19 protein-coding genes are annotated in these 21082 nt (G+C 62.2%); 13 read left to right on the top strand and 6 right to left on the bottom strand.

Translation table 11 applies throughout. From position 1 onward, the window contains the following. From VJ698_RS05710 to VJ698_RS05690, 5 genes are all read left to right on the top strand, one after another. Nucleotides 1-612: uroporphyrinogen decarboxylase family protein (locus tag VJ698_RS05710; RefSeq protein WP_324101749.1), on the top strand; the 612-nt coding region annotated here is incomplete at its 5' end. Between the two features lie 210 nt (nucleotides 613-822). Continuing rightward, nucleotides 823-2181, top strand: a complete 1359-nt coding sequence (gene ccoG, locus VJ698_RS05705; protein ID WP_324101748.1) for a cytochrome c oxidase accessory protein CcoG — start codon at nucleotides 823-825, stop codon at nucleotides 2179-2181. Between the two features lie 144 nt (nucleotides 2182-2325). Further along, complete coding sequence (locus VJ698_RS05700; RefSeq protein WP_324101747.1) at nucleotides 2326-2619, top strand: FeoA family protein; 294 nt, start codon at nucleotides 2326-2328, stop codon at nucleotides 2617-2619. A 14-nt stretch (nucleotides 2620-2633) separates the two neighbouring features. Next, nucleotides 2634-4514, top strand: a complete 1881-nt coding sequence (feoB, locus tag VJ698_RS05695; RefSeq protein ID WP_324101746.1) for a ferrous iron transport protein B — start codon at nucleotides 2634-2636, stop codon at nucleotides 4512-4514. Then, nucleotides 4511-4801, top strand: a complete 291-nt coding sequence (locus tag VJ698_RS05690) for a DUF6587 family protein (RefSeq protein ID WP_324101745.1) — start codon at nucleotides 4511-4513, stop codon at nucleotides 4799-4801. The genes feoB and VJ698_RS05690 overlap by 4 nt, the downstream gene beginning before the upstream one ends. Before the next feature lie 102 nt (nucleotides 4802-4903). Here the strand turns inward: VJ698_RS05690 and VJ698_RS05685 are convergent, their stop codons facing one another. Next, nucleotides 4904-5542 (bottom strand): HugZ family protein, encoded by a 639-nt coding sequence (locus VJ698_RS05685; protein ID WP_324101744.1) that lies wholly within the window; start codon nucleotides 5540-5542, stop codon nucleotides 4904-4906. Between the two features lie 159 nt (nucleotides 5543-5701). Here VJ698_RS05685 and VJ698_RS05680 point away from each other — a divergent pair, with 159 nt between their 5' ends. Together VJ698_RS05680 and VJ698_RS05675 are read left to right on the top strand one after the other, a co-directional pair. Further along, the gene (locus VJ698_RS05680; RefSeq protein ID WP_324101743.1) at nucleotides 5702-6022 is read left to right on the top strand and encodes a hypothetical protein; all 321 of its coding nucleotides are present in this window, start codon (nucleotides 5702-5704) and stop codon (nucleotides 6020-6022) included. 10 nt (nucleotides 6023-6032) lie between these two features. Continuing rightward, nucleotides 6033-6515, top strand: coding sequence for a hypothetical protein (locus tag VJ698_RS05675; RefSeq protein ID WP_324101742.1), 483 nt, complete (start codon nucleotides 6033-6035; stop codon nucleotides 6513-6515). Between the two features lie 42 nt (nucleotides 6516-6557). Here VJ698_RS05675 and VJ698_RS05670 read toward each other — a convergent pair whose 3' ends face one another. The 4 genes from VJ698_RS05670 to VJ698_RS05655 all read right to left on the bottom strand — a co-directional run bounded on the left by VJ698_RS05670 (nucleotide 6558) and on the right by VJ698_RS05655 (nucleotide 11906). Beyond that, nucleotides 6558-6791 carry a hypothetical protein gene (locus tag VJ698_RS05670; RefSeq protein ID WP_324101741.1) on the bottom strand — a complete coding sequence of 78 codons (234 nt, stop codon included), beginning with the start codon at nucleotides 6789-6791 and terminating at the stop codon, nucleotides 6558-6560. 25 nt (nucleotides 6792-6816) lie between these two features. After that, nucleotides 6817-7209 carry a DUF2934 domain-containing protein gene (locus VJ698_RS05665; protein ID WP_324101740.1) on the bottom strand — a complete coding sequence of 131 codons (393 nt, stop codon included), beginning with the start codon at nucleotides 7207-7209 and terminating at the stop codon, nucleotides 6817-6819. A 190-nt stretch (nucleotides 7210-7399) separates the two neighbouring features. Beyond that, a complete protein-coding gene (locus tag VJ698_RS05660) occupies nucleotides 7400-8539 on the bottom strand; it encodes a hypothetical protein (RefSeq protein ID WP_324101739.1) in 1140 nt (379 codons plus the stop codon). 211 nt (nucleotides 8540-8750) lie between these two features. Continuing rightward, nucleotides 8751-11906: an error-prone DNA polymerase gene (locus tag VJ698_RS05655; protein ID WP_324101738.1), complete on the bottom strand. Its 3156-nt coding sequence runs from the start codon at nucleotides 11904-11906 to the stop codon at nucleotides 8751-8753. A gap of 652 nt (nucleotides 11907-12558) precedes the next feature. On the opposite strand from VJ698_RS05655, the gene VJ698_RS05650 reads away from it, so the two are divergent. From VJ698_RS05650 to VJ698_RS05640, 3 genes are all read left to right on the top strand, one after another. Continuing rightward, on the top strand, nucleotides 12559-13554 hold the full coding sequence (locus VJ698_RS05650) for a glycoside hydrolase family 5 protein (RefSeq protein WP_324101737.1): 996 nt from the start codon (nucleotides 12559-12561) through the stop codon (nucleotides 13552-13554). 135 nt (nucleotides 13555-13689) lie between these two features. After that, the gene (locus tag VJ698_RS05645; protein WP_324101736.1) at nucleotides 13690-14475 is read left to right on the top strand and encodes an SH3 domain-containing protein; all 786 of its coding nucleotides are present in this window, start codon (nucleotides 13690-13692) and stop codon (nucleotides 14473-14475) included. A gap of 55 nt (nucleotides 14476-14530) precedes the next feature. Then, nucleotides 14531-15745: a polysaccharide pyruvyl transferase family protein gene (locus tag VJ698_RS05640; RefSeq protein WP_324101735.1), complete on the top strand. Its 1215-nt coding sequence runs from the start codon at nucleotides 14531-14533 to the stop codon at nucleotides 15743-15745. A gap of 1 nt (nucleotide 15746) precedes the next feature. Here VJ698_RS05640 and VJ698_RS05635 read toward each other — a convergent pair whose 3' ends face one another. After that, nucleotides 15747-16340, bottom strand: a complete 594-nt coding sequence (locus tag VJ698_RS05635; RefSeq protein WP_324101734.1) for an NAD(P)H-dependent oxidoreductase — start codon at nucleotides 16338-16340, stop codon at nucleotides 15747-15749. A gap of 303 nt (nucleotides 16341-16643) precedes the next feature. On the opposite strand from VJ698_RS05635, the gene VJ698_RS05630 reads away from it, so the two are divergent. The 3 genes from VJ698_RS05630 (at nucleotide 16644) to VJ698_RS05620 (ending at nucleotide 20925) form a co-directional block, all read left to right on the top strand. Next, nucleotides 16644-17246, top strand: a complete 603-nt coding sequence (locus VJ698_RS05630; RefSeq protein ID WP_324101733.1) for a TetR/AcrR family transcriptional regulator — start codon at nucleotides 16644-16646, stop codon at nucleotides 17244-17246. Further along, the gene (locus tag VJ698_RS05625) at nucleotides 17243-19882 is read left to right on the top strand and encodes a PEP/pyruvate-binding domain-containing protein (RefSeq protein ID WP_324101732.1); all 2640 of its coding nucleotides are present in this window, start codon (nucleotides 17243-17245) and stop codon (nucleotides 19880-19882) included. The genes VJ698_RS05630 and VJ698_RS05625 overlap by 4 nt, the downstream gene beginning before the upstream one ends. A gap of 101 nt (nucleotides 19883-19983) precedes the next feature. Further along, nucleotides 19984-20925 (top strand): MYG1 family protein, encoded by a 942-nt coding sequence (locus VJ698_RS05620; RefSeq protein ID WP_324101731.1) that lies wholly within the window; start codon nucleotides 19984-19986, stop codon nucleotides 20923-20925. Nucleotides 20926-21082: the final 157 nt, after the last annotated feature.

The raw sequence follows: 21082 nt of genomic DNA, 5'->3' as shown, positions 1-21082 counted from the left end.
ATGGTCGAAGGCGGCGGTTCGGATGACTTCCGCCGCGTCAAGGCCATGCTGTACAGCCGCCCGGACCTGATGCACCACATCCTCAAGACCAATGCGCAGGCGGTAGCCGCCTACCTCAATGCCCAGATCGACGCCGGCGCGCAAGCCGTGATGATCTTCGACACCTGGGGCGGCGCGCTGGGCGATGGCGTGTACCAGGAATTTTCGCTGGCCTACATGCGCGAAGTGGTGGGGCAGCTCAAGCGCGAGAAGGACGGTACCCGCATTCCCTCGATCGTATTCACCAAGGGCGGCGGCCTGTGGCTGGAAGAAATCGCCGACATCGGCGCCGATGCCGTCGGGCTGGACTGGACGGTGAACCTGGCCAAGGCACGCGCGCTGGTCGGCCACAAGGTTGCGCTGCAGGGCAACCTGGATCCGAATGTCCTGTTTGCCGGCCCGCAGCAGATCCGCGAGCAGGCCACGAAAGTGCTGGAAGCGTTTGGCAAGCCGGCAGCAGGCAACGGGCACGTGTTCAACCTCGGCCACGGCATCTCGCAGTACACGCCGCCGGAAGCGGTGTCGGTGCTGGTGGAGACGGTGCACGAAGTCAGCCGCGCGATGCGGCGCTGAAAAGCTTTTGTCCACGGAAAACACTGAAAACACGGAAACACCCTTTCGTGTCTTTCGTGGGGTGCGCCTGGTGTTTTTCGTGGACCTAAATAGCCGCGAGCGTCTGTTGTAACGCCAAGCGAAGGCAAAAACTATGGTCCACGAAAAACACGAAAGACACGAAAAGATTCTTTCCGTGTTTTCAGTGTTTTCCGTGGACAAGCGAAGCCCATGAGCGGCGCGAAGATCTATGTCCGCGAGGTATCCGGGCGTTATGCGAGGTGGCGCTGGGCCTGTGTCTGGATCACGCAGGCGGTGTACTACGGCTTGCCTTGGCTGCGCTGGAATGGGCGGTCGGCGGTATTGTTCGACCTGGCGGCGCGCAAGTTCTATGTCTTCGGGCTTGTCCTGTGGCCGCAGGATTTCATTTATCTCGCCGGGCTGCTCATCCTCTGTGCCGGATTGCTGTTCCTGCTGAGCGCGATCGCGGGGAGAGTGTGGTGCAGTTTCGCCTGTCCGCATACGGTGTATGCGGAGATCTTCATGTGGATCGAGCGCAAGGCCGAAGGCAGCCGCAGTGCGCGCATCCGGCTCGACAGGCAGCCGCTGTCGGCGGAGAAGCTGGCTCGAAAGGGCATCAAGCATCTTGCGTGGATCGCCGTCGCGCTGTGGACCGGCACCACGCTGGTCAGTTACTTCGTCCCGATACACACGCTGCTGCGTGATATCGCGGATTTTTCCCTTGGATCGTGGCAGGCATTCTGGATTCTCTTCTACGGCAGCCTTGCCTATATGAACGCGGGCTGGTTGCGCGAGCAGGTCTGCCAGCACATGTGCGCCTATGCGCGTTTCCAGAGCGTGATGTTCGACAAGGACACGCTGGTCATCACCTATGACGCAGAACGTGGCGAGCCGCGCGGCGTGCGGCGCAGCTGGCGACGCGGTGCGACGAATCGACTTGGCGACTGCATCGACTGTTCGCTGTGCCTGCAGGTTTGTCCGACCGGCAGCGACATTCGCATGGGCCTGGCATCCGAATGCATTGACTGCGCTTCCTGCATCGATGCCTGCGACTCGGTCATGGACAGGATCGGCGCACCGCGCGGACTGATCCGCTATTCCACGCAGAACGCCATGCAGAAAGGCTTGTCGGCAAGACAAGTCCTGCGCCGGATCGCACGCCCGCGCGTGCTGGCCTACGTTGGCGTGCTGGCGCTTGGCCTGGTGCTGTACATCGCGGCGCTGGTGACGCGCGTTCCACTGAGGCTTGACGTGATACGCGATCGCATCGACGCTGGCCGGGAATTTGCCGGTGGCAAGGTCGAGAACGTGTATCGGCTGCAGGTGATGAATATGGACGAGCGACCGCATGCGTATCGCATTACGGTTGCCGGGGAGGAAGCCGTCGAGCTGGTATCTGCTGACATCATTGACGTTGATGCTGCCGCATCGCGCATGGTGGCAGCGCGGGTTCGTGCCTTGGATGCAGCAGGCGCGAGCCCGCGCAGGATCCGCTTCGAGCTCCGCGCGCAGGATGATGAACGGCTGCGTGTTGTCGAAGATGCAGCGTTTTTGGCAAGATCAGACTGATGACGGATATTGTTTGCCTCTTTGACATAACACTATTGACTACGCAATTTATCCTTCTGGACGATTGCAAGCCTTATTAAGAATCATTATCATTTATGGTGTGCGGTAAAACGGTATCGAAACCGAATTTCTTGAAAGCCAGAAATGTCAAACAATGTGCAGCCCATGCATCTTGAGGTGGTTCATCTTGGGCAGTTGAAGAAGGGCGATCACGCGAACGTGATCGGCTTGATGGACAAGGAAGGGGCAGAGCATGCAGCAATGAAGCGCCGCCTCATCGAGCTCGGCTTCGTTCCCGGAGAATCGATACGCATCGTTGCCGAATCCTTTCCGCGCCGCGATCCCATCGCCGTGCGCGTCGGCAACACGACTTTCGCGTTGCGGCGTCACGAAGCATCCCTGGTTCACGTCGTTCGCACCAACCATCACGTGAACTGAAGCACACCACATTCATGACAAGCTCGAGACCGTTGCACCTGGCTCTGGTCGGCAACCCGAATTGCGGCAAAACCGCACTGTTCAACCGCATGACCGGCGCGCGCCAGAAGGTCGCCAACTACGCCGGCGTGACGGTCGAACGCAAGGAAGGGCAATTCACTTCCGCAAGCGGCCGCTCCTACAAGGTCATCGATCTTCCCGGCGCCTACAGTCTGAATGCGATGACGCCGGACGAGGCCATCACCCGGGACGTCCTGTTCGGCAAGCAGGCCGATGAAAAACTCCCCGACGTGATCGTGCTGGTCGCCGATGCGACCAACCTCCGCCTCAACCTGCGCCTCGTGCTGGAGGTGCTGCATCTGAAGCGCCCGACGATCCTCGCGCTGAACATGATGGACGTCGCGAAAAAGCGCGGCCTGGAAATCGACGTCGTGCGGCTGCAGGAGGAACTTGGCATCCCCGTCATCGAAACGGTTGCCGTCAAGCCCGGCGGGGCTGAGGCGCTGATCGCGCAACTGGACAAAGTGTCCGCGCGATCGGATCAGGCACCGGCCGTCGCGGATACCACCTTCAACGCCGGCACGGGCGACACGCTGGAACAGACGCAGCGCGAAGTCCGCCGCATCCTCGACACCGTCATCACCCGTCATGGCGAAACGCACACGGCCGGCGACCGTATCGATGCCGTGGTATTGCATCCGGTGCTCGGCTATCCGATCCTCGCGGTGCTGCTGTTCATGGTGTTCCAGGCAGTATTCAGCTGGTCGGCCTTGCCGATGGAGTGGATCAAGTCCGGCGTCGACGCGCTCGGCCAGGCAGTGCATGGCGCAATGCCTGATGGCGTGCTGCGCAGCCTGATTGTCGACGGCGTTCTTTCCGGTGTCGGCAGCGTGCTGGTGTTCCTGCCGCAGATCCTGATCCTGTTCTTCTTCATTCTCGTGCTGGAGGATTCCGGCTACCTGCCGCGCGCCGCGTTCCTGCTCGACCGGCTGATGGGCACCGTCGGCCTGTCGGGCCGCGCCTTCATTCCTTTGCTCTCCAGCTTTGCCTGCGCGGTGCCCGGCATCATGGCGACACGCACCATCCAGGATCCGCGCGACCGGCTTGCGACCATCATGATCGCGCCGCTGATGACCTGTTCCGCGCGCCTGCCGGTGTATGCGCTGGTCATCGGCGCGTTCATTCCGAACCGCACGGTCGGCATCTTCAACCTGCAAGGGCTGGTGCTGTTCGCCCTGTACGTGGCGGGCATCGTGTCGGCCATGGCCGTTGCCTATGTATTCAAGCGCACGTTCGGCAAGGGTCGTTACACGCCGCTGATGCTGGAACTGCCGAACTACCACTGGCCGAATCTGCACAACCTCGCCATCGGCCTGTGGGAACGCGCCCGGGTCTTCGTCATGCGCGTCGGCACCATCATCCTTTCCATCATGGTGATCCTCTGGTTCCTCTCCAGCTTCCCGGCGCCGCCGGAAGGCGCAGTCGGACCAGCCATCCAGTACAGCATTGCAGGGCGGCTCGGCCAGTTGCTGCAGCATGTATTCGCGCCGATCGGTTTCAACTGGCAGATCGCCATCGCGCTGATTCCCGGTATGGCGGCGCGTGAAGTCGCTGTCGGCGCGCTGGGCACCGTGTATGCACTGTCGGCCACCGGCGAGGAACTTGCAACGGCACTGACGCCAATGATCGCCGCCACCTGGAGCCTGCCGACGGCCTTGTCGCTGCTGGCGTGGTACGTGTTCGCGCCCCAATGCATCTCGACGCTTTCCACCGTCAAGCGCGAGACCAACTCCTGGAAGCCGGTGATCGCGATGACGGTCTACATGTTTGCGCTGGCCTACCTCGCGTCCTTCGCCACCTACCAGATCAGCCGGACCTTGCTGGGAGGCGGATGATGCAGGAACTCGTGGTTGCCGTCATCGTTGTCGTTGCCGCCGTTGCGGTCATGCGGCGTTACCTGCCTCGAACCGTCAAGCGCGGACTGCGCCTGGGTGCGGCGCGAGCCCTGCGCGCGCTCGGCTGGGAAAGCGCCGCACTGCGGCTGGAAAGGGAAGCGGAAGCTGCCGCATCCTGCCTGACCGGCTGCGGCAGCTGTGGCGGTTGCGGGCCAAAGGATGCCGGCGTCACACAGACCGAGTTCGCGATCACGCCGGAGTCCATGAAGGGCAACCCGCGCCGCTGAGAGGAGCAGCGGCGTTCAGTGCTTGCCGTGCAATGCCTTGTCCGGGAAGACCGCGTGGGCTGAGTGCCAACTGCTGAAAATCGCGCCTGGACCGGAACACGGCTATGGGAGTTGTTCCAGTTCCCTTGCAAGCTCTTCATCAGGCAGCGGCCCGGAAAATGTTTTCCGTTCCCGCACTCCTTCACGGATCAGGTCAATGCCATAGCGGTCGATGCCGAGCACGCGAATGTTCGTCGGCAATCGCCCATCCAGTTTCGTAACGAGCCTCGCCTCTTCGGCCAGCGCCAGCGGCTTCACGTCAAACCATTCGCTTTCCTCGATCCATCCCATCTTCGCGAAGCCGGCAATGTAACGCACCCGCTTCGGCGACAAGGCATAGAAGGAAAAATCACCCAACGCAAGATATTGCTCCGCCTGCGGCTGATAGCGCACGAAACGCGCGACCAGTCCGGGCGATGGCTCCAGCCGCGTTGCGTCGCCAATGATCGTCATGCGCGGCGCATCCAGCACATCGGGTGCCTGCGGATCCGTGAGAAGAAAACTGGCATGGGGATTGGCGACCAGGTTTTTCGTATGTTCCGCAAGTGTGCTGACCAGGAAGACCGGACGATGCAGCTCGTCGGGTACGAAAGGAAGGGCGGTAGCGAACGGGTAGCCTGGCATCTGCGTAGCATGCGTCGCCAGCGCGCCGGACGACGCGCGATGGAGCAGTTGAAGGGCTGTGGCGGGAGTGGGCTTCATGGCTGTCTCGATAAATGGTTGGGCAATGCCGTTGATGTTGCATGATACGTCCTCCGCCTGCCAAGGATGCGTGCCGGATTTGCCATGCGCGCTCTGGATCGAGCATACTGATCTGCGGCAAGGACCGACATTTACAAAATTCACGCCGGGAGAACCATCATGATCGCAATGCTTCGACAATTCGCCGTGCTGGCCACGGCGCTCGTGACGATGATCCTGCCGCAGGGCGGGGCGTGCCAGTCGCCGCCGGCAACGGGAATCGTGATCATGCACGGCAAGGCCGGCGCGCCGGGCAAGCATGTTGCCGCGCTCGCAAGCCGCCTCGAACAGCAAGGGTATCTTGTCGCCAACCTGGAAATGCCATGGTCGGCACGCCGTCAATACGATGCAGACGTCAGCGCCGCGGACCGCGAAGTGGAAGCGGCACTGGACGCGCTGCGAAGCAAGGGGGGCGCAGAAGCTGTTCATCGCGGGACATAGCCAGGGCGGCGTGTTCGCACTTCACTTCGGTGGAGGGCACGCACTGGACGGCATTATCGCGATTGCACCGGGTGGCGACGTGGGCATCCCGTTTTTCCGCAAGGAACTCGGGGAATATGTGGACCTCGCCCGCAAGATGGTCGCAGAAGGCAAGGGAAGCGAGACAGCGCGCTTCTTCGACGCCGAAGGAAAGAAGGGAACGTTTCCGGTCATCTGCGCCGCATCGTCCTATCTCGGCTGGTTCGATCCCGATGGTGCGATGAACATGCAGATCGCCGTGAAGAACATGAAGCCGCAAACCCCGGTCCTGTTCCTTTCTCCCCGTGATGATTACCCGAGCCTGCTGGCCACCAGGCGATCGATGTTCGAGGCACTTCCGCCGCATCCCCTCAACCAGTTTCGCGAACTGGATTCCAACCACATGGGCGCACCGGCGGCCTCGGGCGACGAGATCGTGCGCTGGATTGCGGAAGTGGAAAACGGAGCGAAATGAATCGACGGCGTGATGGCCAACCTGTGCTCATCGCAACGATTGTCAAAGGTGGTCAGTCCTCTTTTCGCCTCGCCGCACCCACACGCCGCGCTCTTCGCAATGCAGCAGCTCGCTGCCGCTCAGCACGTACTGGCCGATGGGGTAGCTCACATTGTTGAAATAGCAGGCGCCGGCTTCGAACTCCATGTCCAGCGAGAGCTCATCATACTCGTCGAAGATGGGTGAATTCTTGAGTGCGGGATCCGGTGCGCCGACCTGCGTGAGATGCGTGCTCATGTTTTCCTCCTGTTTGCGGGGCCTGTCATTCCCTGTGCGGAGCTTCCCGTGCTTCCATCGCTTCGACCTGTGGAATGGCACGCTGCGGATGGTGGCGGATGATCTGCTTCAAGGTATCGTCCTGCCATGCGCCGCGGGCGCCGCCGTGGTGCATGTCGAAGGCGGCTTCGTCGATTTCCGCTTCGTCGATTTCTGTTGCATCGATGTCCGGTGCTTCAGGCAACGGCCCGCCGCGCTGGCGGGTTTCTTCTCCGAAAAGTTCGGCTTCGGCCGCGAGCCAGTCTTCCAGTTCGTGGCCTGGAGCAAATCCGCGCTGCGCTGCGTGAAAATAGGCGGCCTCGCGGATCATATGTTCGCGTTGTGTCGATGTGTTTGGATGGCCCTGCGGGCCGGATGATCGGGATGTCATGTCAGCCATTGCTGCCTCTCCCTGTTGAAAGAAGGTTTCGGGCAATAAGCAGCATAGCAAGCGTGCAGCGGCATGGAGCCGGCAAGAAAGCTGTCTGCTGATCTACTTCAGAACATGTGCAGGTAGATGGCACCGGTTGATCGGCGGCACCTTCGCGTTCGGGAAACGAGAATTGTTCCTTGCCGAAGCGGATTTCCTGCTAGTGTCGCACCTCCCACTGCCGCGTCGGCATGGCAATGATTTCCACTGCCCCGGGCTGGCCTGCGGGCACATTGAAGGCACTGATCCTCGCCTCCAGGATGCCATTGGGCAGCGTGGACGTATCGAAGTCCAGCCATGCGAAAGTCTGGTCGAAGGAGACGTTGAATACGCCGAGTCGCGGCGTGTAGCCACTGGCCGGCAGCAGTTCGACATTCCGGATGCCGCTGCCGCGCACCTCCAGCCGCATGCGGCCGCTGACAATCGCGCCATGCACCGGTGCGATCGTTACCGATGCGATGAAAGGCGTTGCCGGTGGCGGCGCGCCACCGTTGCGCAGGTCCCATCGACGCACCGGCATCGCCACGATTTCGGCCGCACCCGGCTGGCCCTGTTCAAGGTTGAAGGCGCTGATCCTGACATCCGTGATGCCGTCGGGCAGCGACCTGGAGTCGAAGTCCAGCCACGCCATGGTCTTGTCCGCCGACACGTTGAACACGGCGAAGCGTGGCGCATAGCCGGAGGCGGGAAGCAGTTCGGCATTGGCAATGCCTGCGCCATGGATTTCAAGCCGCGTAATGCCGCTCACGACAGTGTTGTCCGCCGGCGCTGCCGTCACCGTCGCGGAGAATCCGGGAGGTGGCGCAACTATGTTGTTGATGGTCCAGGTACGGGCGGGCATGGCGACGATCTCGGTCGCGCCAGGTTGCCCGGCCGGTACGTTGAATGCGCTGATGCGAACGCTCAAGGGTCCGTTTGGCAAAGTGGTGGTATCGAAGTCCAGCCACGCAATCGTCTTGTCTCCGGTAATGTTGAATACACCCAGCCGCGGCGTGTAACCGCTGGCCGGCAACAATTCAATGTTCGCCATCTCGTTGCCGCGCACTTCCAGCCGGACCACGCCGTTGAGCGTCGCGCCATCCGTCGGGGCCATCGACGCCGATGCGAAGAAGGGCGCATAGGGATTGCCGGAACAGCCTGGGCTGAAGCTGCAACTGTTGAGGGCGCGGCCTTCCGAGGTCCATACCGTGGGCAGCAAGCGGGCCACCGAAACGCCCGCACCCGAGCCGCCATCGCCGCCGCATGCAGCCAACAGCATGATCAGGACAAATGCCGGGATGAGTTTCAGGTGACGGGACATGATCGCTTCGCCTCTGCGGAAACACGCCGGCGCATCATCAACGCGTGGTGTGGCGTGGTGTGGGCCGGCAAGGGGATAAGGGTGCTGATGTGATTGGAGTCGCAGTGCGGCCAATCGGTTTTGCCGGTGCCTGTGCGGATCTTGATGCGTCTCAAAAAACGACCGGGAGGGTCGGCCGGGTGTTTGCGGGAGAAAGATTTCTCGACGGGTTTCACGCGAAATCCCGGCTTCGCGTGGTCAACCTTCCCAGCAGATGCGTCAGATCAACCAGCCGCTTTGCCACCAGGTGCCGCACCTTGCCTTCGCATTGCCAGATGCCGTACACGCCGAGCAGGTGCGATGCGAGCAACTCCTTGCGATACTGCTCGACCAGCGCCGGCCAGACGATCACATTCACCAGGCCGGTTTCATCCTCGATCGTGACGAACATGGTGCCGCTGGCGGTCTGCGGTCGCTGCCTCACGGTGACGATGCCGCAACCGCGCGCGATCTGGCGATCGGCGAAGGTGTTGAGCACCTCGGCCGGCAGGAAGCGTTTTTTCAGGAGGATCGGCCGCAGCAGCGCGACCGGATGGCGTCCGAGCGTCAGCCCGAGCGCATGGTAATCCGCGACGATATCTTCGCCTTCGGTAGGTGCTGCGAGCTGCACCTTTTCTTCGCGCACCGGCGCTTTCCTGAGCAGGCCCTTGTCGGCCTCGCTGGCGGCCGCTTCCCACAGCGCCTCGCGCCGGTTGCCGGCAAGGCTGGCGAGGGCGTTCGCATTGGCCAGCATCTGCATGTCATGGCGCGTCAATTGCGCACGCAATGCCAGGTCCGCCGTGTCGGCAAACCTGCGGATCGCGCGCGCTTCCTCGATCCGCCATCCCGCTTCGCAGGCGAGGCCGCGCACCATGTGTAGGCCGAGGCGAACGGCAGGTTCGGCATCGATAGGTGGCTGCAGCGTCGTCTCCCAATCACTGCTCTGGACATCGACGGGCCGCACCTCGACGCCATGACGCCGCGCGTCCTGCACGAGCTGCGAGGGCTGGTAAAAACCCATCGGCTGGCTGTTGAGCAGCGCGGCGAGGAAGGCGGCCGGCTCGTGGCGCTTGATCCATGAGCTGGCATAGGCCAGCAGCGCGAAACTGGCCGCGTGGCTTTCAGGGAAACCGTATTCGGCGAAGCCTTCGATCTGGCGCACGATGGCTTCGATGAAGGATTCCTCATAGCCTTTCTTCGCCATGCCGTTCTTCAGCTTTTCCTGGAACCTGCCGAGGTCGCCCTTGCGCCGCCATGCAGCCATCGAGCGGCGCAGCTGGTCCGCTTCACCGGCGCTGAAATCCGCGGCCAGCATCGCGATCTGCATCACCTGTTCCTGGAAGATCGGTACGCCGCAGGTGCGTTCCAGCGCCGGCCGGATTTCATCCTTCGGATAAGTGACCGGCTCCAGGCCCTGGCGGCGGCGCAGGTAGGGGTGCACCATGCCGCCCTGGATCGGTCCGGGGCGCACGATCGCGACCTGGATCACGAGGTCGTAGAACTTCTGCGGACGCAGGCGCGGCAGCATCGTCATCTGCGCGCGGCTTTCGATCTGGAACACGCCGACCGTATCGGCCTGGCTGATCATTGCGTAGGTGGCCGGATCTTCGGCGGGAATGTCCTGCATGCTGAACGATTCGCCGCGCTGCGTGCTGATCAGATCGAGCGCGCGGCGGATCATGGAGAGCATGCCCAGCGCGAGGATGTCCACCTTGAGCAGGCCGAGCGCATCGAGGTCGTCCTTGTCCCATTGCACCACGCTGCGATCGGGCATTGCCGCATTTTCGATCGGTACCAGACGTGACAGTTTGCCGCGCGCGATCACAAAGCCGCCGGGATGCTGCGAGAGATGGCGCGGGAAACGCATCAACTTCTCCGCGATGTCGGCCCATTGCTGCGCGATCTGGGACTCCGCATCCATGCCGCATTCGGTGAAGCGTGCCGCCAGCCCCGTCTTGCCGTCCCACCAGCGATGCGTTTTCGCCACCTGGTCGACGATGGCCAGGTCCACGCCCAGCGCCTTGCCGACATCGCGCAGCACGCTGCGCGGCTTGTAGCTGATCACCACCGCTGTCAGCGCGGCGCGCCGCCGGCCGTATTTTTCATAGATGTACTGGATGACTTCTTCGCGGCGCTGGTGTTCGAAATCGACGTCGATGTCCGGTGGCTCGTTGCGTTCCTTCGAGATGAAACGCTCGAACAGGGTATGGCTGCGCGCCGGATCGACCTCGGTGATGCCAAGGCAATAGCAGACCGCGGAATTGGCCGCCGAGCCGCGGCCCTGGCACAAGATATGTTTGCTGCGCGCAAAGCGCACGATGTCGAACACCGTGAGGAAGTAAGCTTCGTAGGCCATCTCGGCGATCAGCTGCAGTTCATGCTCGACCTGCTCCTGCACCTTCAGCGGAATGCCGGCGGGGAAACGCCGCGATGCACCGATATAGGTTTCCTTGCGCAGGTAGCTCGTCGGCGTCTCGCCTCCGGGCACCAGTTCGTCCGGGTATTCATAACGCAGTTCGTCGAGCGAGAAGGTGCACAGCGAAGCGATGCGCACCGTTTCCGCCAATGCCTCGGGTGAATACAGGTTTGCCAGTCGCAGCCGCGAACGCAGATGCTGTTCGGCATTCGGCGCAAGCGCATAGCCGCATTCGGCAACCGGCTTGCCGATCCGGATCGCGGTGAGCGTATCCTGCAAGGGCTTGCGCGAGCGCACATGCATGCAGACATCACCGGTCGCGGCAATGGGCAGGCCCAGCTCCTGTGCAACTTGCTCGACGACGGTGCGATGCTGCTCGTCGCGGCTGCGATGCAGTAGTGTCATGGCGATCCATGCGCGACCGGGAAAGGCATTCGCCAGCCATGCGGCCTGCGTTTTGAATCGCTTGGCTTCGACGCCATGCGCCGGCGTCAGGATGGCGAGGCAATGCGGCAGGCCGCGCAAGTGCACATAGGCCGGTTCGGGGTGGGTGAAGTCGGACGGCATCAGGCGGTACGCGCCTTTTTCCGCGCGCGTGCGTCCTAGCGTGATCAGTTCTGACAGGTTGCCGTAACCTTCACGGTTGGTGGCAAGCAGGATCAGCGACCACGCCGGGCCGCCGTCTTCCTCTACCAGTTGAAACTGGCTGCCGATGACCAGGTGCAGCCCCAGCTTCTTCGCCTCGACGTGCGCGCGCACCACGCCGGCCAGCGAGCATTCATCGGTAATCGCCAGCGCCGCATAGCCAAGGCTGGCGGCACGCGCTGCCAGTTCTTCCGCGTGCGATGCTCCGCGCAGGAAAGTGAAATTGGACACGCACTGCAATTCGGCGTAGTCGGGCAGGGTTTGAGGGGTGGTGAAACGCGAGGTCATGCGGTGAAGCATATACTGTATGAAAACACAGTATATGATCTATCTCAGCTTCCGTCACGGAAACATTCCTGCCTGGCTTTAATCGAGGAAAGACGCCCTTCAAACCTTTGTCAGAGTGATATCGCACAAGCTCGGCATGATCGTGGCCAGACGCACAACTTTCTTCGCGAGCCGCGACATCATCGGCCCCTCGCGATGCTTCCGGCGGAAGCCGAATACGATGGGCGCGCCCGCAGCGCGGCGCCATGCCTTCATGATGAAATTAATTTGTCAACTTGTGAGAGCCGGGCGGCGTTGAGCCATGAACCTTTGGACGCGCCGAGTGACTGATGGATTGGCTGATATCCCGCGTTCCATGGAAACGAACTGTATTTCACAGTCGAGAATGCCGCATGCCCCATGATCGTTTTTCCGCCAGGAGTTGACCATGAGTGACAAGACGCATTATTCCCCCGGGCGCCGGTCTGCCCTTGTTTCATTGTTGGGCACTCTCGTGTCCGTGGCCTGCGGCGGCGGTACGGGTTCATCATCGCCGACAAGTCCATCGTCCACGCCTGCGCCAACTCCAGCACCGACGCCGCCAGCGGCGCCTGTACCTGCACCCACACCGGCTCCTTCATTACCGGCAAGACTGACGCTGAGCGGCTCAACCATGCTGGCGCCGGATGGCACTGCGACGACGCTGCGCGGCATCAATGAAGGCACGTGGGGCAAGATGCGAAGCTACGACGCGGCAACCATCGCTGCGCAAGGTGGCAATGTCGTTCGCGTTCTTATCCGCTGGTGGGGGCTCTATGGCGGCACGAATGTCGAAAGCCGGGACGACACTTCCCCCGGGCACTTCAAGTCCGACCATCTGGCGCAATTCCTTCAGGAGATCCAATGGTGCACTGATGCCGGACTGTGGGTGATTCCTGTCATCGACTCCAACTGCGGCCAGAATGGCCTCCAGGACGCAGCCACGGCGCAGTATTGCGATCCGGACGGCACCTATCCCGGCGGCCGCAACTTCTGGACGGACCTGACTCAGCGCCAGCTATTCAAGGAGTCGTGGATCTATCTCGCCGGCATTCTCAAGGATATGCCGAAGATCGCGTTCTATGAACTCTTGCCCGAACCCCTCGCAGGGAGGGATTCATCCTACGGCGACGACGTGTCTGCGTTCTATCAGGAGTTGATGGCGGCCATTGAAGATGTGGCCGGCGATAAGAGAACGCCGTTTCTTGTCGGGCCGCGCGATGCCTACAACATCAACCTGTGCGATGAGGCATATATCCCGGCGCCGCGCTGGGCGAACCGGGTCGTGTACACCGGCAATCTTTTCATTCGCACCAATCAGACGCAGGCAGAAAACCTTGCGAACCTGGAGATGCGGCTCGGAGCGCTGGTGAACATGAAGGCGTCGCGGAATGTTCCTGTGTTCATCCAGCAGTTTGGTGTGCGAACCGGCGACGACCCTACGACGTTTTATCTGAATGCGGGACTCAGCCGCATGAATGCCGCCGGTGTCGGCTACACCGGATGGCAGTGGAGACAAAACACGTCGAATCCTGATGAGTACGCGATCGTGGTCCAGGATCCGAATACCGGCGCGGATGTAGTCAAGACGGACGTCCTTGCCGTGTATTCGAAGTACTGGAAGGGATGATCGCAAGGATCGCCACGCGCGCATTGGCTGTCGCGTGATCCGGCTTCGCTCGGTTTGCGCTTGCTGCGTTGCGATGCAGGCCGCAGATCCACTTCCCGCGCAAGTGCATTTCCTGTCCTGAATCAAGGATTTCCGATGTTTGTCTGTCGTGCCATGGTGCGCTTGATATCCGACAAGCAAGGCGAGGGTGGCTGGCTTACGCTGATTCCAGACCGGCAGTTCATCCGGGATTCCTCGACTGCCGTGGCGCAAGACGTGAGGGATGACATGAAATTTGCCAAGACTCTCGGTCAGCTCGGCCTCCTGGCGGCCGCGCTCGTCGGCATGCCGTCGCCAGCGCAGGCGCAACAGATGGCTTACGTTTCGAAAGACGTGCACATGCGGGCCGGCCCGTCCAGGGACTATCCCGTGGTGGCGATCCTGCGCGGTGGTGTTTCCATATCTGTCCAGGGCTGCCTCGGGGATTACACCTGGTGCGACGTCATGATCGGCGCGGATCGTGGCTGGGTCTACGCGGGAAATATCGTTTATCCCTATCAGGGAGCGAATGTCCCCGTGATCACTTACGGCCCGGCGATCGGCATCGCGATCATCACATTCAGCATCGGTACCTACTGGGATCATCACTACCGCGGCAGGCCATGGTATCCGCAGCGCGACTACTGGAGCCATCGGCCACATCCGGTCCACCGGCCGGACGTCTATCGCCCGCCGCCGCCACAGCATGTTCCGCGCGCTGTTCCTCAGCCCGGTCCTCGCGCCGTTCCCCGGCCGGAGCCGGGATCCCGGCGCGGTCCGGACGATCGTCGTCCTTATGGGCAGCCGCCCGCAGGAGAGCATCGCCAGCCGCCGGGCCAGGCGCAGAAAGGCGGCCGGCATCCACCCTATGGACAGGGTGGCCCGGGAGGGCGCGAGCACTGAATGGCCGACATTGACGGGGCCGTCCCGCCGCCACCTTGTGGTCTATGATGCCTGCATGAGTCACCACTCGACAGCGGATGTTCCCACCATCCTCTTTGGCGCATTCGATCGGCATAATGTCGGAGATCTCCTGTTTCCGCACATCGTCCAGCACTTGCTGGATCGAAAGAACCTGATATTCGCCGGGCTCGCGGAACGCGACCTTCGAGATTGCGGCGGACATCAAGTGAAGTCCCTGGCGCGACTTGCCGAGGCGTATCGCGAGCAGGCCGTCAATATCATTCATGTCGGCGGTGAACTTCTCACCTGCAATGCCTGGGAAGCGGCGGTGATGCTGCAGACTCCTGCGCATGCACAGGAAGTCATTCTTGCCTTCGAGGGTCATACGCGCCGCAAGCTGGAATGGGCGCACCAGCAGCTTGGATTGCCGGCGCTCGCACCCTACAGCGTGTCGCGCAGCCTGTTTCCACGGGCCCGCATTTTCTACCACGCTGTCGGCGGCGTAAGCCTCGATCAATGTGATCCGCTCATCCAAGCCGAAGTGCGGGCCAATCTCCGGGCAGCAGACTCGATCAGCGTGCGCGATGGCAGGACCCAGGCAATCCTGGACGCAGCAGGCATTGCATCGCAACTTGTCCCTGATCCTGCCGTCGCGGTAGCAGAACTGTTCGGCGAACGAATCGGGCAACATGCGAAGCACGGCGAAGTCGCCCGGGTACGTGATGCCTTTCCGAAGGGCTATCTCGCCGTGCAGTTCAGCGCCGATTTCGGCGACGACCGGACCTTGAACCGGACGGCGCAACAGCTCGACCAGCTTGCGCACACATTCGGCTATGGCATCGTGTTCTTCCGCGCGGGTGCCGCGCCATGGCATGACGACCTGTCCTGCTACCAGCGCACTGCGGCGCGCATGCAGACGTCCGCGGTGCACATGTTCGAATCACTCGGGCTATGGGATATCTGCGCGCTGATTGCATGCAGCAGCGCCTATGCGGGAAGCAGCCTGCATGGAAGGATACTTGCGATGGCATTTGGCCTCCCGCGCGTCAACCTGCGTTCGCCCTCGCAAGGAAACGACGCATCAAAACAGGAAGCCTTCGCTGCCGCCTGGGAAGTGAGCGGCATGCCGCGCAGCGTGGCCGTCGATGAACTCGTCGCTGCAATGCACGAAGCATGCGCCATCGAGCGCGAGCAGTTGCGACAGGCGGCAAAACAGCTCGCCGAACGGCATCGCCGGGAATTCGCCCGGCTCAGCGATCGCATTGACTGATTCAGCTTTGTGAGTCGAGACGCGCCAGTTTTTCCATGCGGGCAAACCATTTTCCCGCCGCTTCATCGCTCATCTCGCCGACGCTGCCGACCAGGGTTTCGCGCACCGGTGCAATGCCGACGAAGCCGAGGATATTGCGTTCGAGCGATTTGATGCTGTGCGCGCGGAAATACCAACGGTACACGGCGGCCGGCATGCCCATCGTGACCACCACGCGCGCGGAGCGGCCGGTCAGGCCCTTGTGGGCGAGCGGATTTTTTCCTTCACCGCTGAACGCAAATCCCGGGCGCGCGACCTGTTCCAGAAAAGCCTTGAGCAGGGCGGGCATGTCGCCCAACCACAAGGGGAAGAACAGCACCATGTGCTCGCACCACCTGATCGCCGCCTGCGCGTCATTCAGGCTGGCCGGGAGGGCGCCGTGTTCCCAATCGTCCTGGCTGCGCAATATCGGGAAATCGAGCGTGGCCGCGTTAATCTGTCGCACTTCGTGGCCAGCGCTGCGCGCGCCGCCCGCGTAGGCATCTTCCAGCGCGTGGCATAAATGGAGCTTGCCTGCGTCCGGATGGCCTTGGATCAGGAGAATGCGTTTTCCCATGACTGGTCCCTGTAAAAGCGATGTCCACGGAAGACATGGAAAGCACAGAAGGTATTGTTGTTTTCCGTGCTTTCTGTGTTTTCCGTGGACATGGTTTTTTATGGCATTGATGAAGCCATCAGCCCTCGATCCACCAAGCGTTTCTGTATGTGTGACAAGAGCCTGCAATGACAGGCTGGCACAGGCAGCAGTGCGCTTCATTGATCCAACGCAAGCAGTCCAGGGAGGGCCATGGCACGGCTTGCGTAAAAATTGAACGAAGCATAAAATTGAACGACGTTCAAAAATATTGGCGAGCACCACATGGATGATTCCACTCCCGGCCGGCGTGAACGCAAGCGCCAGCAGACCGCTGACCTCCTGGCCGAAAAAGCGCTCGAACTTTTCGAGGTGCATGGCTATGAAGCTGTGACCATGGAGCAGATCGCCGCTGCCGCTGATGTGGCCAAGGGCACGCTCTACAACTACTTTCCGGTGAAGGAAGCACTGCTTCGCCACTATTTCCACCAGCAGATCGCGGCTACTGCACCGGAATTGACGGCAAGGATGAAGCGCACCCCGGATGCCATTGAACGCATCAGAGTCCTGCTGCGCCATGCTGCGAACTGGTCCGAGAAGCATCGTCGCTACTGGCCGCACTACCTTCAATACCGCATCGCGAACCTGCGCGGCAGCGACGAAGAGCGCAGTGGCCTGGAAGCGGTCTTCTTCCGCGTGCTTGGCGATGCGCAGGAGGCAGGGCGCCTGCGCGCCGACCGCGACATCGCCACGCTGGTTCACTATTTTCAATTTCTTTATCTCGGCGTCTACACGCGCTGGCTGGCAACGCCCGGCTGCAAACTGGAGGATGAATTCATGACCATGCTCGACTTGTTCCTTGCCGGTGCAGGAGGGAACGCGAAATGAATGCCCCGCTCAGGACGACCCCATTGCTCGACTGGAAAACCGCGGTAGCGGGATCGCAGGAGGCCGGCGGCAAGGGCTGGCAGCTTGGCTTGCTGGCCCGTTACGGATTGCCGGTGCCGGATGGTTTCGTGATTCCCGCAACGATCTGCCGTACCGTCATGGATGCGGCTGGCATCACTGCACGCCTGGCAGGAATGGCGGATGCGCAGCCGGATGAAGCACTCCTCGCGCGCTGCCGCACTGACGTCGCTGCGCATGTTTTTCCGGAAGAGTTGAAGGCGCTCCTGCAGTATGAGCTGGAGCGCCGCGGCTGGAATGACCTGCCGCTTGCGGTGCGCTCTTCCGCTACCTGCGAAGATTCCGCGCAAGCCTCTTTCGCCGGCATCCATCTCTCGCGCCTGAACGTGCGCGGCGTGGACGCCCTGATCGATGCGGTGCGCGATGTCTGGGCCTCGTTGTGGACGCCGCACGCGGCGGTGTACCGCGCGCGTTTCGGCATTGCCGCTCGGGACGCGGCAATGGCCGTCGTGGTCATGCCGCTGCTGCCGGCAAAAGCGGCGGGAATCGCCTTCAGCTGCGATCCGCGCAGCGGACGCGACGACCAGGTCATCCTGCATGCGCACTGGGGATTAGGCGAAGCGCTCGTCGCCGGCGAGGCGGATGGGGATGAATATCGCCTGCAGGAGGACCTGCTCGACACGCGGCTCGCCGTGATCGAACGACGCATCGGAGGCAAGGCGCGCCGCACGGTCGTCCGGGCAGAAGGCGGCACGGATACCGTCGATACGCCGGCCGCCGAGCGCACACAGGCAGTCCTGACGGATGCGCAGGCACTCGAGCTCGGCGAACTTGTGCGCGATGCCGCCTTCGCGCTGGATTTCGGCCGGCCATTTTACGATGTCGAATGGGTCTGGGACGGTGCGCGCTTCTGGATCGTGCAGGCGCGTCCGGTCACTGCCATGGCGCGCAACACCTATCCCGGGATCGCGGGCCAGCCAACTATCTGGTCGAACGGCAATACGCGCGATGTCATGCCGCTGCCGCAGTCGGCGCTCGACTGGTGCAGCATGCGCCGCCTGGTGAACACAATCCTCGAACAGGGCTATCGCTGCGCCGGTTACCCCTTGCTTCCCGGCGGCCAGCGGGCCGCCTTGCACAAAGGCCGTCTCTACCTGAACCTGTCGATGATGATGTGGGAAGCATGGGACGGCTTCGGTGTCACGCCGAAGATCATCAACGACATGGCGGGCGGGCATCAGCCGGAAATCACTGTGCCGCCGGCGCATTTCGGCGACGGCTTGCGCCGGATTCCGCGACTGGTGCGCTACGTACGCAATACGCTCGCCATTCGCCGCAAGGCGCAGCAAATTGCAGATCGCGCACGTGAGCATGTCGACGTATGGGAGCGGGCGCCACTGCCGGATGACTTCCGCACGTGCCGCGATCTGATCTTCGAACGTTCCCGAACCGGGCGCAACCAGCCGGAACTCGGCCTGCTGCAAGGGGCGAGCGGTGCCAGCCTGACCCTGCTGGTCGAGCATCTCGCGAAGTACCTCCCGGGACAGGCCTACACGACGGCGACCGCCTTGTTGGCCGGCGGCGAGCCGAGCGTGACTGCGCAGCAAAGCTATGAACTGGCCGCACTGGCGGAACTGGCGTCGTCCGATGACGCCGTGCGTGCCTGGCTGACCGATCCGCAGCGAGACGACCATGCATGGCGCGCCTGGGATGAAGCACACCCATTCCGGCGCCGCTTCCACGCATTCCTCGACAAATACGGCCATCGCGCCGTCTACGAGAGCTACTGGCGTCAGCCGCGCTGGCGCGAGGCGCCCGGCTACTTGCTGGACAATATCGCCAGCCTGCTTGACGTGGATACCGCCGCGATGCGCGCGCGCCAGCAGCAGGCAAGGGAGGAGGCATGGCGCAAGGTGCGCGAATGCCTGCCGTGGCATGCGAGGCTGCGCCTCAAGTCCCTGCTTGCCGATGCCACGCGCGACTGCAACCAGCGCGAACTGGCGCGCAGTTCGCTGGTCGTGCTGACCACTGGCATGCGCCCGCTGTTTTTGCATGTCGGACGCAAGCTGGTCGAGGCCGGTACGCTGGCACAGCCGGAGCATGTGTTCGAACTGACCTTGAGCGAGGTCGGCCGTGCGCTCGAAGGGCGCATTCCGGCCAACGGCATCGCTGCGCGCGTGGCCGACCGCCTGGCGTTGCGCGAACAGTGGGAAACGGATCATGCACCCGATGTGATTTTCGAAGGCGGTACTGCCGCTCATGTCGGCGCCACCCAGTCGCAACAGGGCGATGCCGATACGTGGATGGGTGTTGCCGTTGGCGCAGGCCTTGCTCGCGGCATCGCACGCGTCATTCACAATCCCGCCGAAGGGACGCGATTGGAAAAGGGAGACATCCTGGTCGCGCCATCGACCGACCCGGCATGGACGCCGCTATTCCTCAAGGCCGGCGGGCTCGTGATGGAGACCGGCGGCTACCTGTCGCACGGAGCCATTGTTGCACGCGAATTCGCGGTCCCTGCGGTGGTCAATCTGCCGGGAATCCTGCGCAGGGTAAAGGATGGCGACATGCTCGAAGTGGATGGCGGCACGGGCCGGGTGCGCCTGCTGGACAGGTAGGATGCGAGGCCAAACGGGAACCTTCCGCACTGCAAGGATCAAATCGGGAAGGAATGCAGGATCGCCGGATTACAATGCTGGCTTTCAATCATTCACCTGCCATGATCATTGCAACCCATTCAGGAAAATTCCACGCCGATGACGTATGGGCAGTGGCCGTGCTCGACATGGTGTTCCCCGGGTGCCAGCTGTTGCGCACGCGCGACCCGGAACTGATCCGCCAAGCCGATTTCGCGGTCGATGTGGGCGGCATCTGGGATCCGCCGACCGGGCGTTTCGACCATCACCAGAAAGGGTTTTCCGGCGCGCGGCAATCGGGCGTGGTCTATGCCAGCGCGGGCCTCGTCTGGAAGGCGTACGGGCCACGTTGCGTGGCGCTCATCTCGGAAACCCATAGCGGCCACGTGTTGACGGAAGACCAGGCGCGCGAAATTGCGTATGCGATTGACGCCGACCTGGTGCAATACCTCGACATGTCCGACACCGGCGCGGCACGCAGTGCGCCGGGTGGTTTCGGCTTGTCGGCAGTCATTTCCGGATTCAATCCGACCTGGCTCGATGACCAGCGGGCTGGCAGCGTCGCAGCAGCCGAGGAATGGCGGCAGGCGCAGTTCCGCCGCGCCATGGAATTCATGTCCGACATCATTGTGAACGCCGTCAAATACCGTGTGGGCGCATTGCTGTCCATCCAGCAGGTGCGAAGCGCGGATGTGCTGGAAGGCGGCAGGGTGCTGTTCCTGGAAAACAGCGCCATGCCCTGGGCAGCCGTGGTGCGCAATGAAATGCCCAAGGTCCTGTTTGTGATCAGCTACGGCATCGCCGAGCAGCGCTATTTGCTGCACACCGTTCCCGCTGCGGCGGACAGTTTCGAGGCGCGCAAGGATTTGCCGGCAGCCTGGGCGGGGCTGCAGGGCGAGGAGCTTGCCACCGTCACCGGCGTGCCCGATGCGGTGTTCTGCCATAACGGACGCTTCATTGCAGCGGCACAATCCTTCGACGGCGCATTGCGCATGGCGCAGCTTGCGCTGGCCGCGGAATCCTGAAACGCTGCGCTACCTTATCTGCTCGTCAGCAAAATTTCCGGGGCAGAGGGAAGAAGATTCCTCTCGTCAAGGCGCCAGGAACGCCAAGAAACTAGAAGAATTTCGTGGCGTACCTAGCGCCTTGGCGAGAGCAATAAATGGTGTTCAGGGATAAGCT

The organism is Noviherbaspirillum sp. (assembly GCF_035254685.1).
Classification (GTDB): domain Bacteria; phylum Pseudomonadota; class Gammaproteobacteria; order Burkholderiales; family Burkholderiaceae_D; genus Noviherbaspirillum.
This window is presented reverse-complemented; position numbering and strand designations above follow the sequence as displayed.

Excerpts from the sequence above, each read along its gene's own strand:
- ccoG (WP_324101748.1), top strand. The coding sequence starts at position 823 with ATGAGCGGCGCGAAGATCTATGTCCGCGAGGTATCCGGGCGTTATGCG.
- VJ698_RS05660 (WP_324101739.1), bottom strand. The coding sequence starts at position 8,539 with ATGTCCCGTCACCTGAAACTCATCCCGGCATTTGTCCTGATCATGCTG.
- VJ698_RS05630 (WP_324101733.1), top strand. The coding sequence starts at position 16,644 with ATGGATGATTCCACTCCCGGCCGGCGTGAACGCAAGCGCCAGCAGACC.
- VJ698_RS05680 (WP_324101743.1), top strand. The coding sequence starts at position 5,702 with ATGATCGCAATGCTTCGACAATTCGCCGTGCTGGCCACGGCGCTCGTG.
- VJ698_RS05645 (WP_324101736.1), top strand. The coding sequence starts at position 13,690 with ATGTTTGTCTGTCGTGCCATGGTGCGCTTGATATCCGACAAGCAAGGC.
- VJ698_RS05665 (WP_324101740.1), bottom strand. The coding sequence starts at position 7,209 with ATGGCTGACATGACATCCCGATCATCCGGCCCGCAGGGCCATCCAAAC.
- VJ698_RS05640 (WP_324101735.1), top strand. The coding sequence starts at position 14,531 with ATGAGTCACCACTCGACAGCGGATGTTCCCACCATCCTCTTTGGCGCA.
- VJ698_RS05700 (WP_324101747.1), top strand. The coding sequence starts at position 2,326 with ATGTCAAACAATGTGCAGCCCATGCATCTTGAGGTGGTTCATCTTGGG.
- VJ698_RS05650 (WP_324101737.1), top strand. The coding sequence starts at position 12,559 with ATGCTGGCGCCGGATGGCACTGCGACGACGCTGCGCGGCATCAATGAA.
- VJ698_RS05620 (WP_324101731.1), top strand. The coding sequence starts at position 19,984 with ATGATCATTGCAACCCATTCAGGAAAATTCCACGCCGATGACGTATGG.
- VJ698_RS05690 (WP_324101745.1), top strand. The coding sequence starts at position 4,511 with ATGATGCAGGAACTCGTGGTTGCCGTCATCGTTGTCGTTGCCGCCGTT.
- VJ698_RS05685 (WP_324101744.1), bottom strand. The coding sequence starts at position 5,542 with ATGAAGCCCACTCCCGCCACAGCCCTTCAACTGCTCCATCGCGCGTCG.
- VJ698_RS05670 (WP_324101741.1), bottom strand. The coding sequence starts at position 6,791 with ATGAGCACGCATCTCACGCAGGTCGGCGCACCGGATCCCGCACTCAAG.
- VJ698_RS05655 (WP_324101738.1), bottom strand. The coding sequence starts at position 11,906 with ATGACCTCGCGTTTCACCACCCCTCAAACCCTGCCCGACTACGCCGAA.
- VJ698_RS05635 (WP_324101734.1), bottom strand. The coding sequence starts at position 16,340 with ATGGGAAAACGCATTCTCCTGATCCAAGGCCATCCGGACGCAGGCAAG.
- VJ698_RS05625 (WP_324101732.1), top strand. The coding sequence starts at position 17,243 with ATGAATGCCCCGCTCAGGACGACCCCATTGCTCGACTGGAAAACCGCG.
- feoB (WP_324101746.1), top strand. The coding sequence starts at position 2,634 with ATGACAAGCTCGAGACCGTTGCACCTGGCTCTGGTCGGCAACCCGAAT.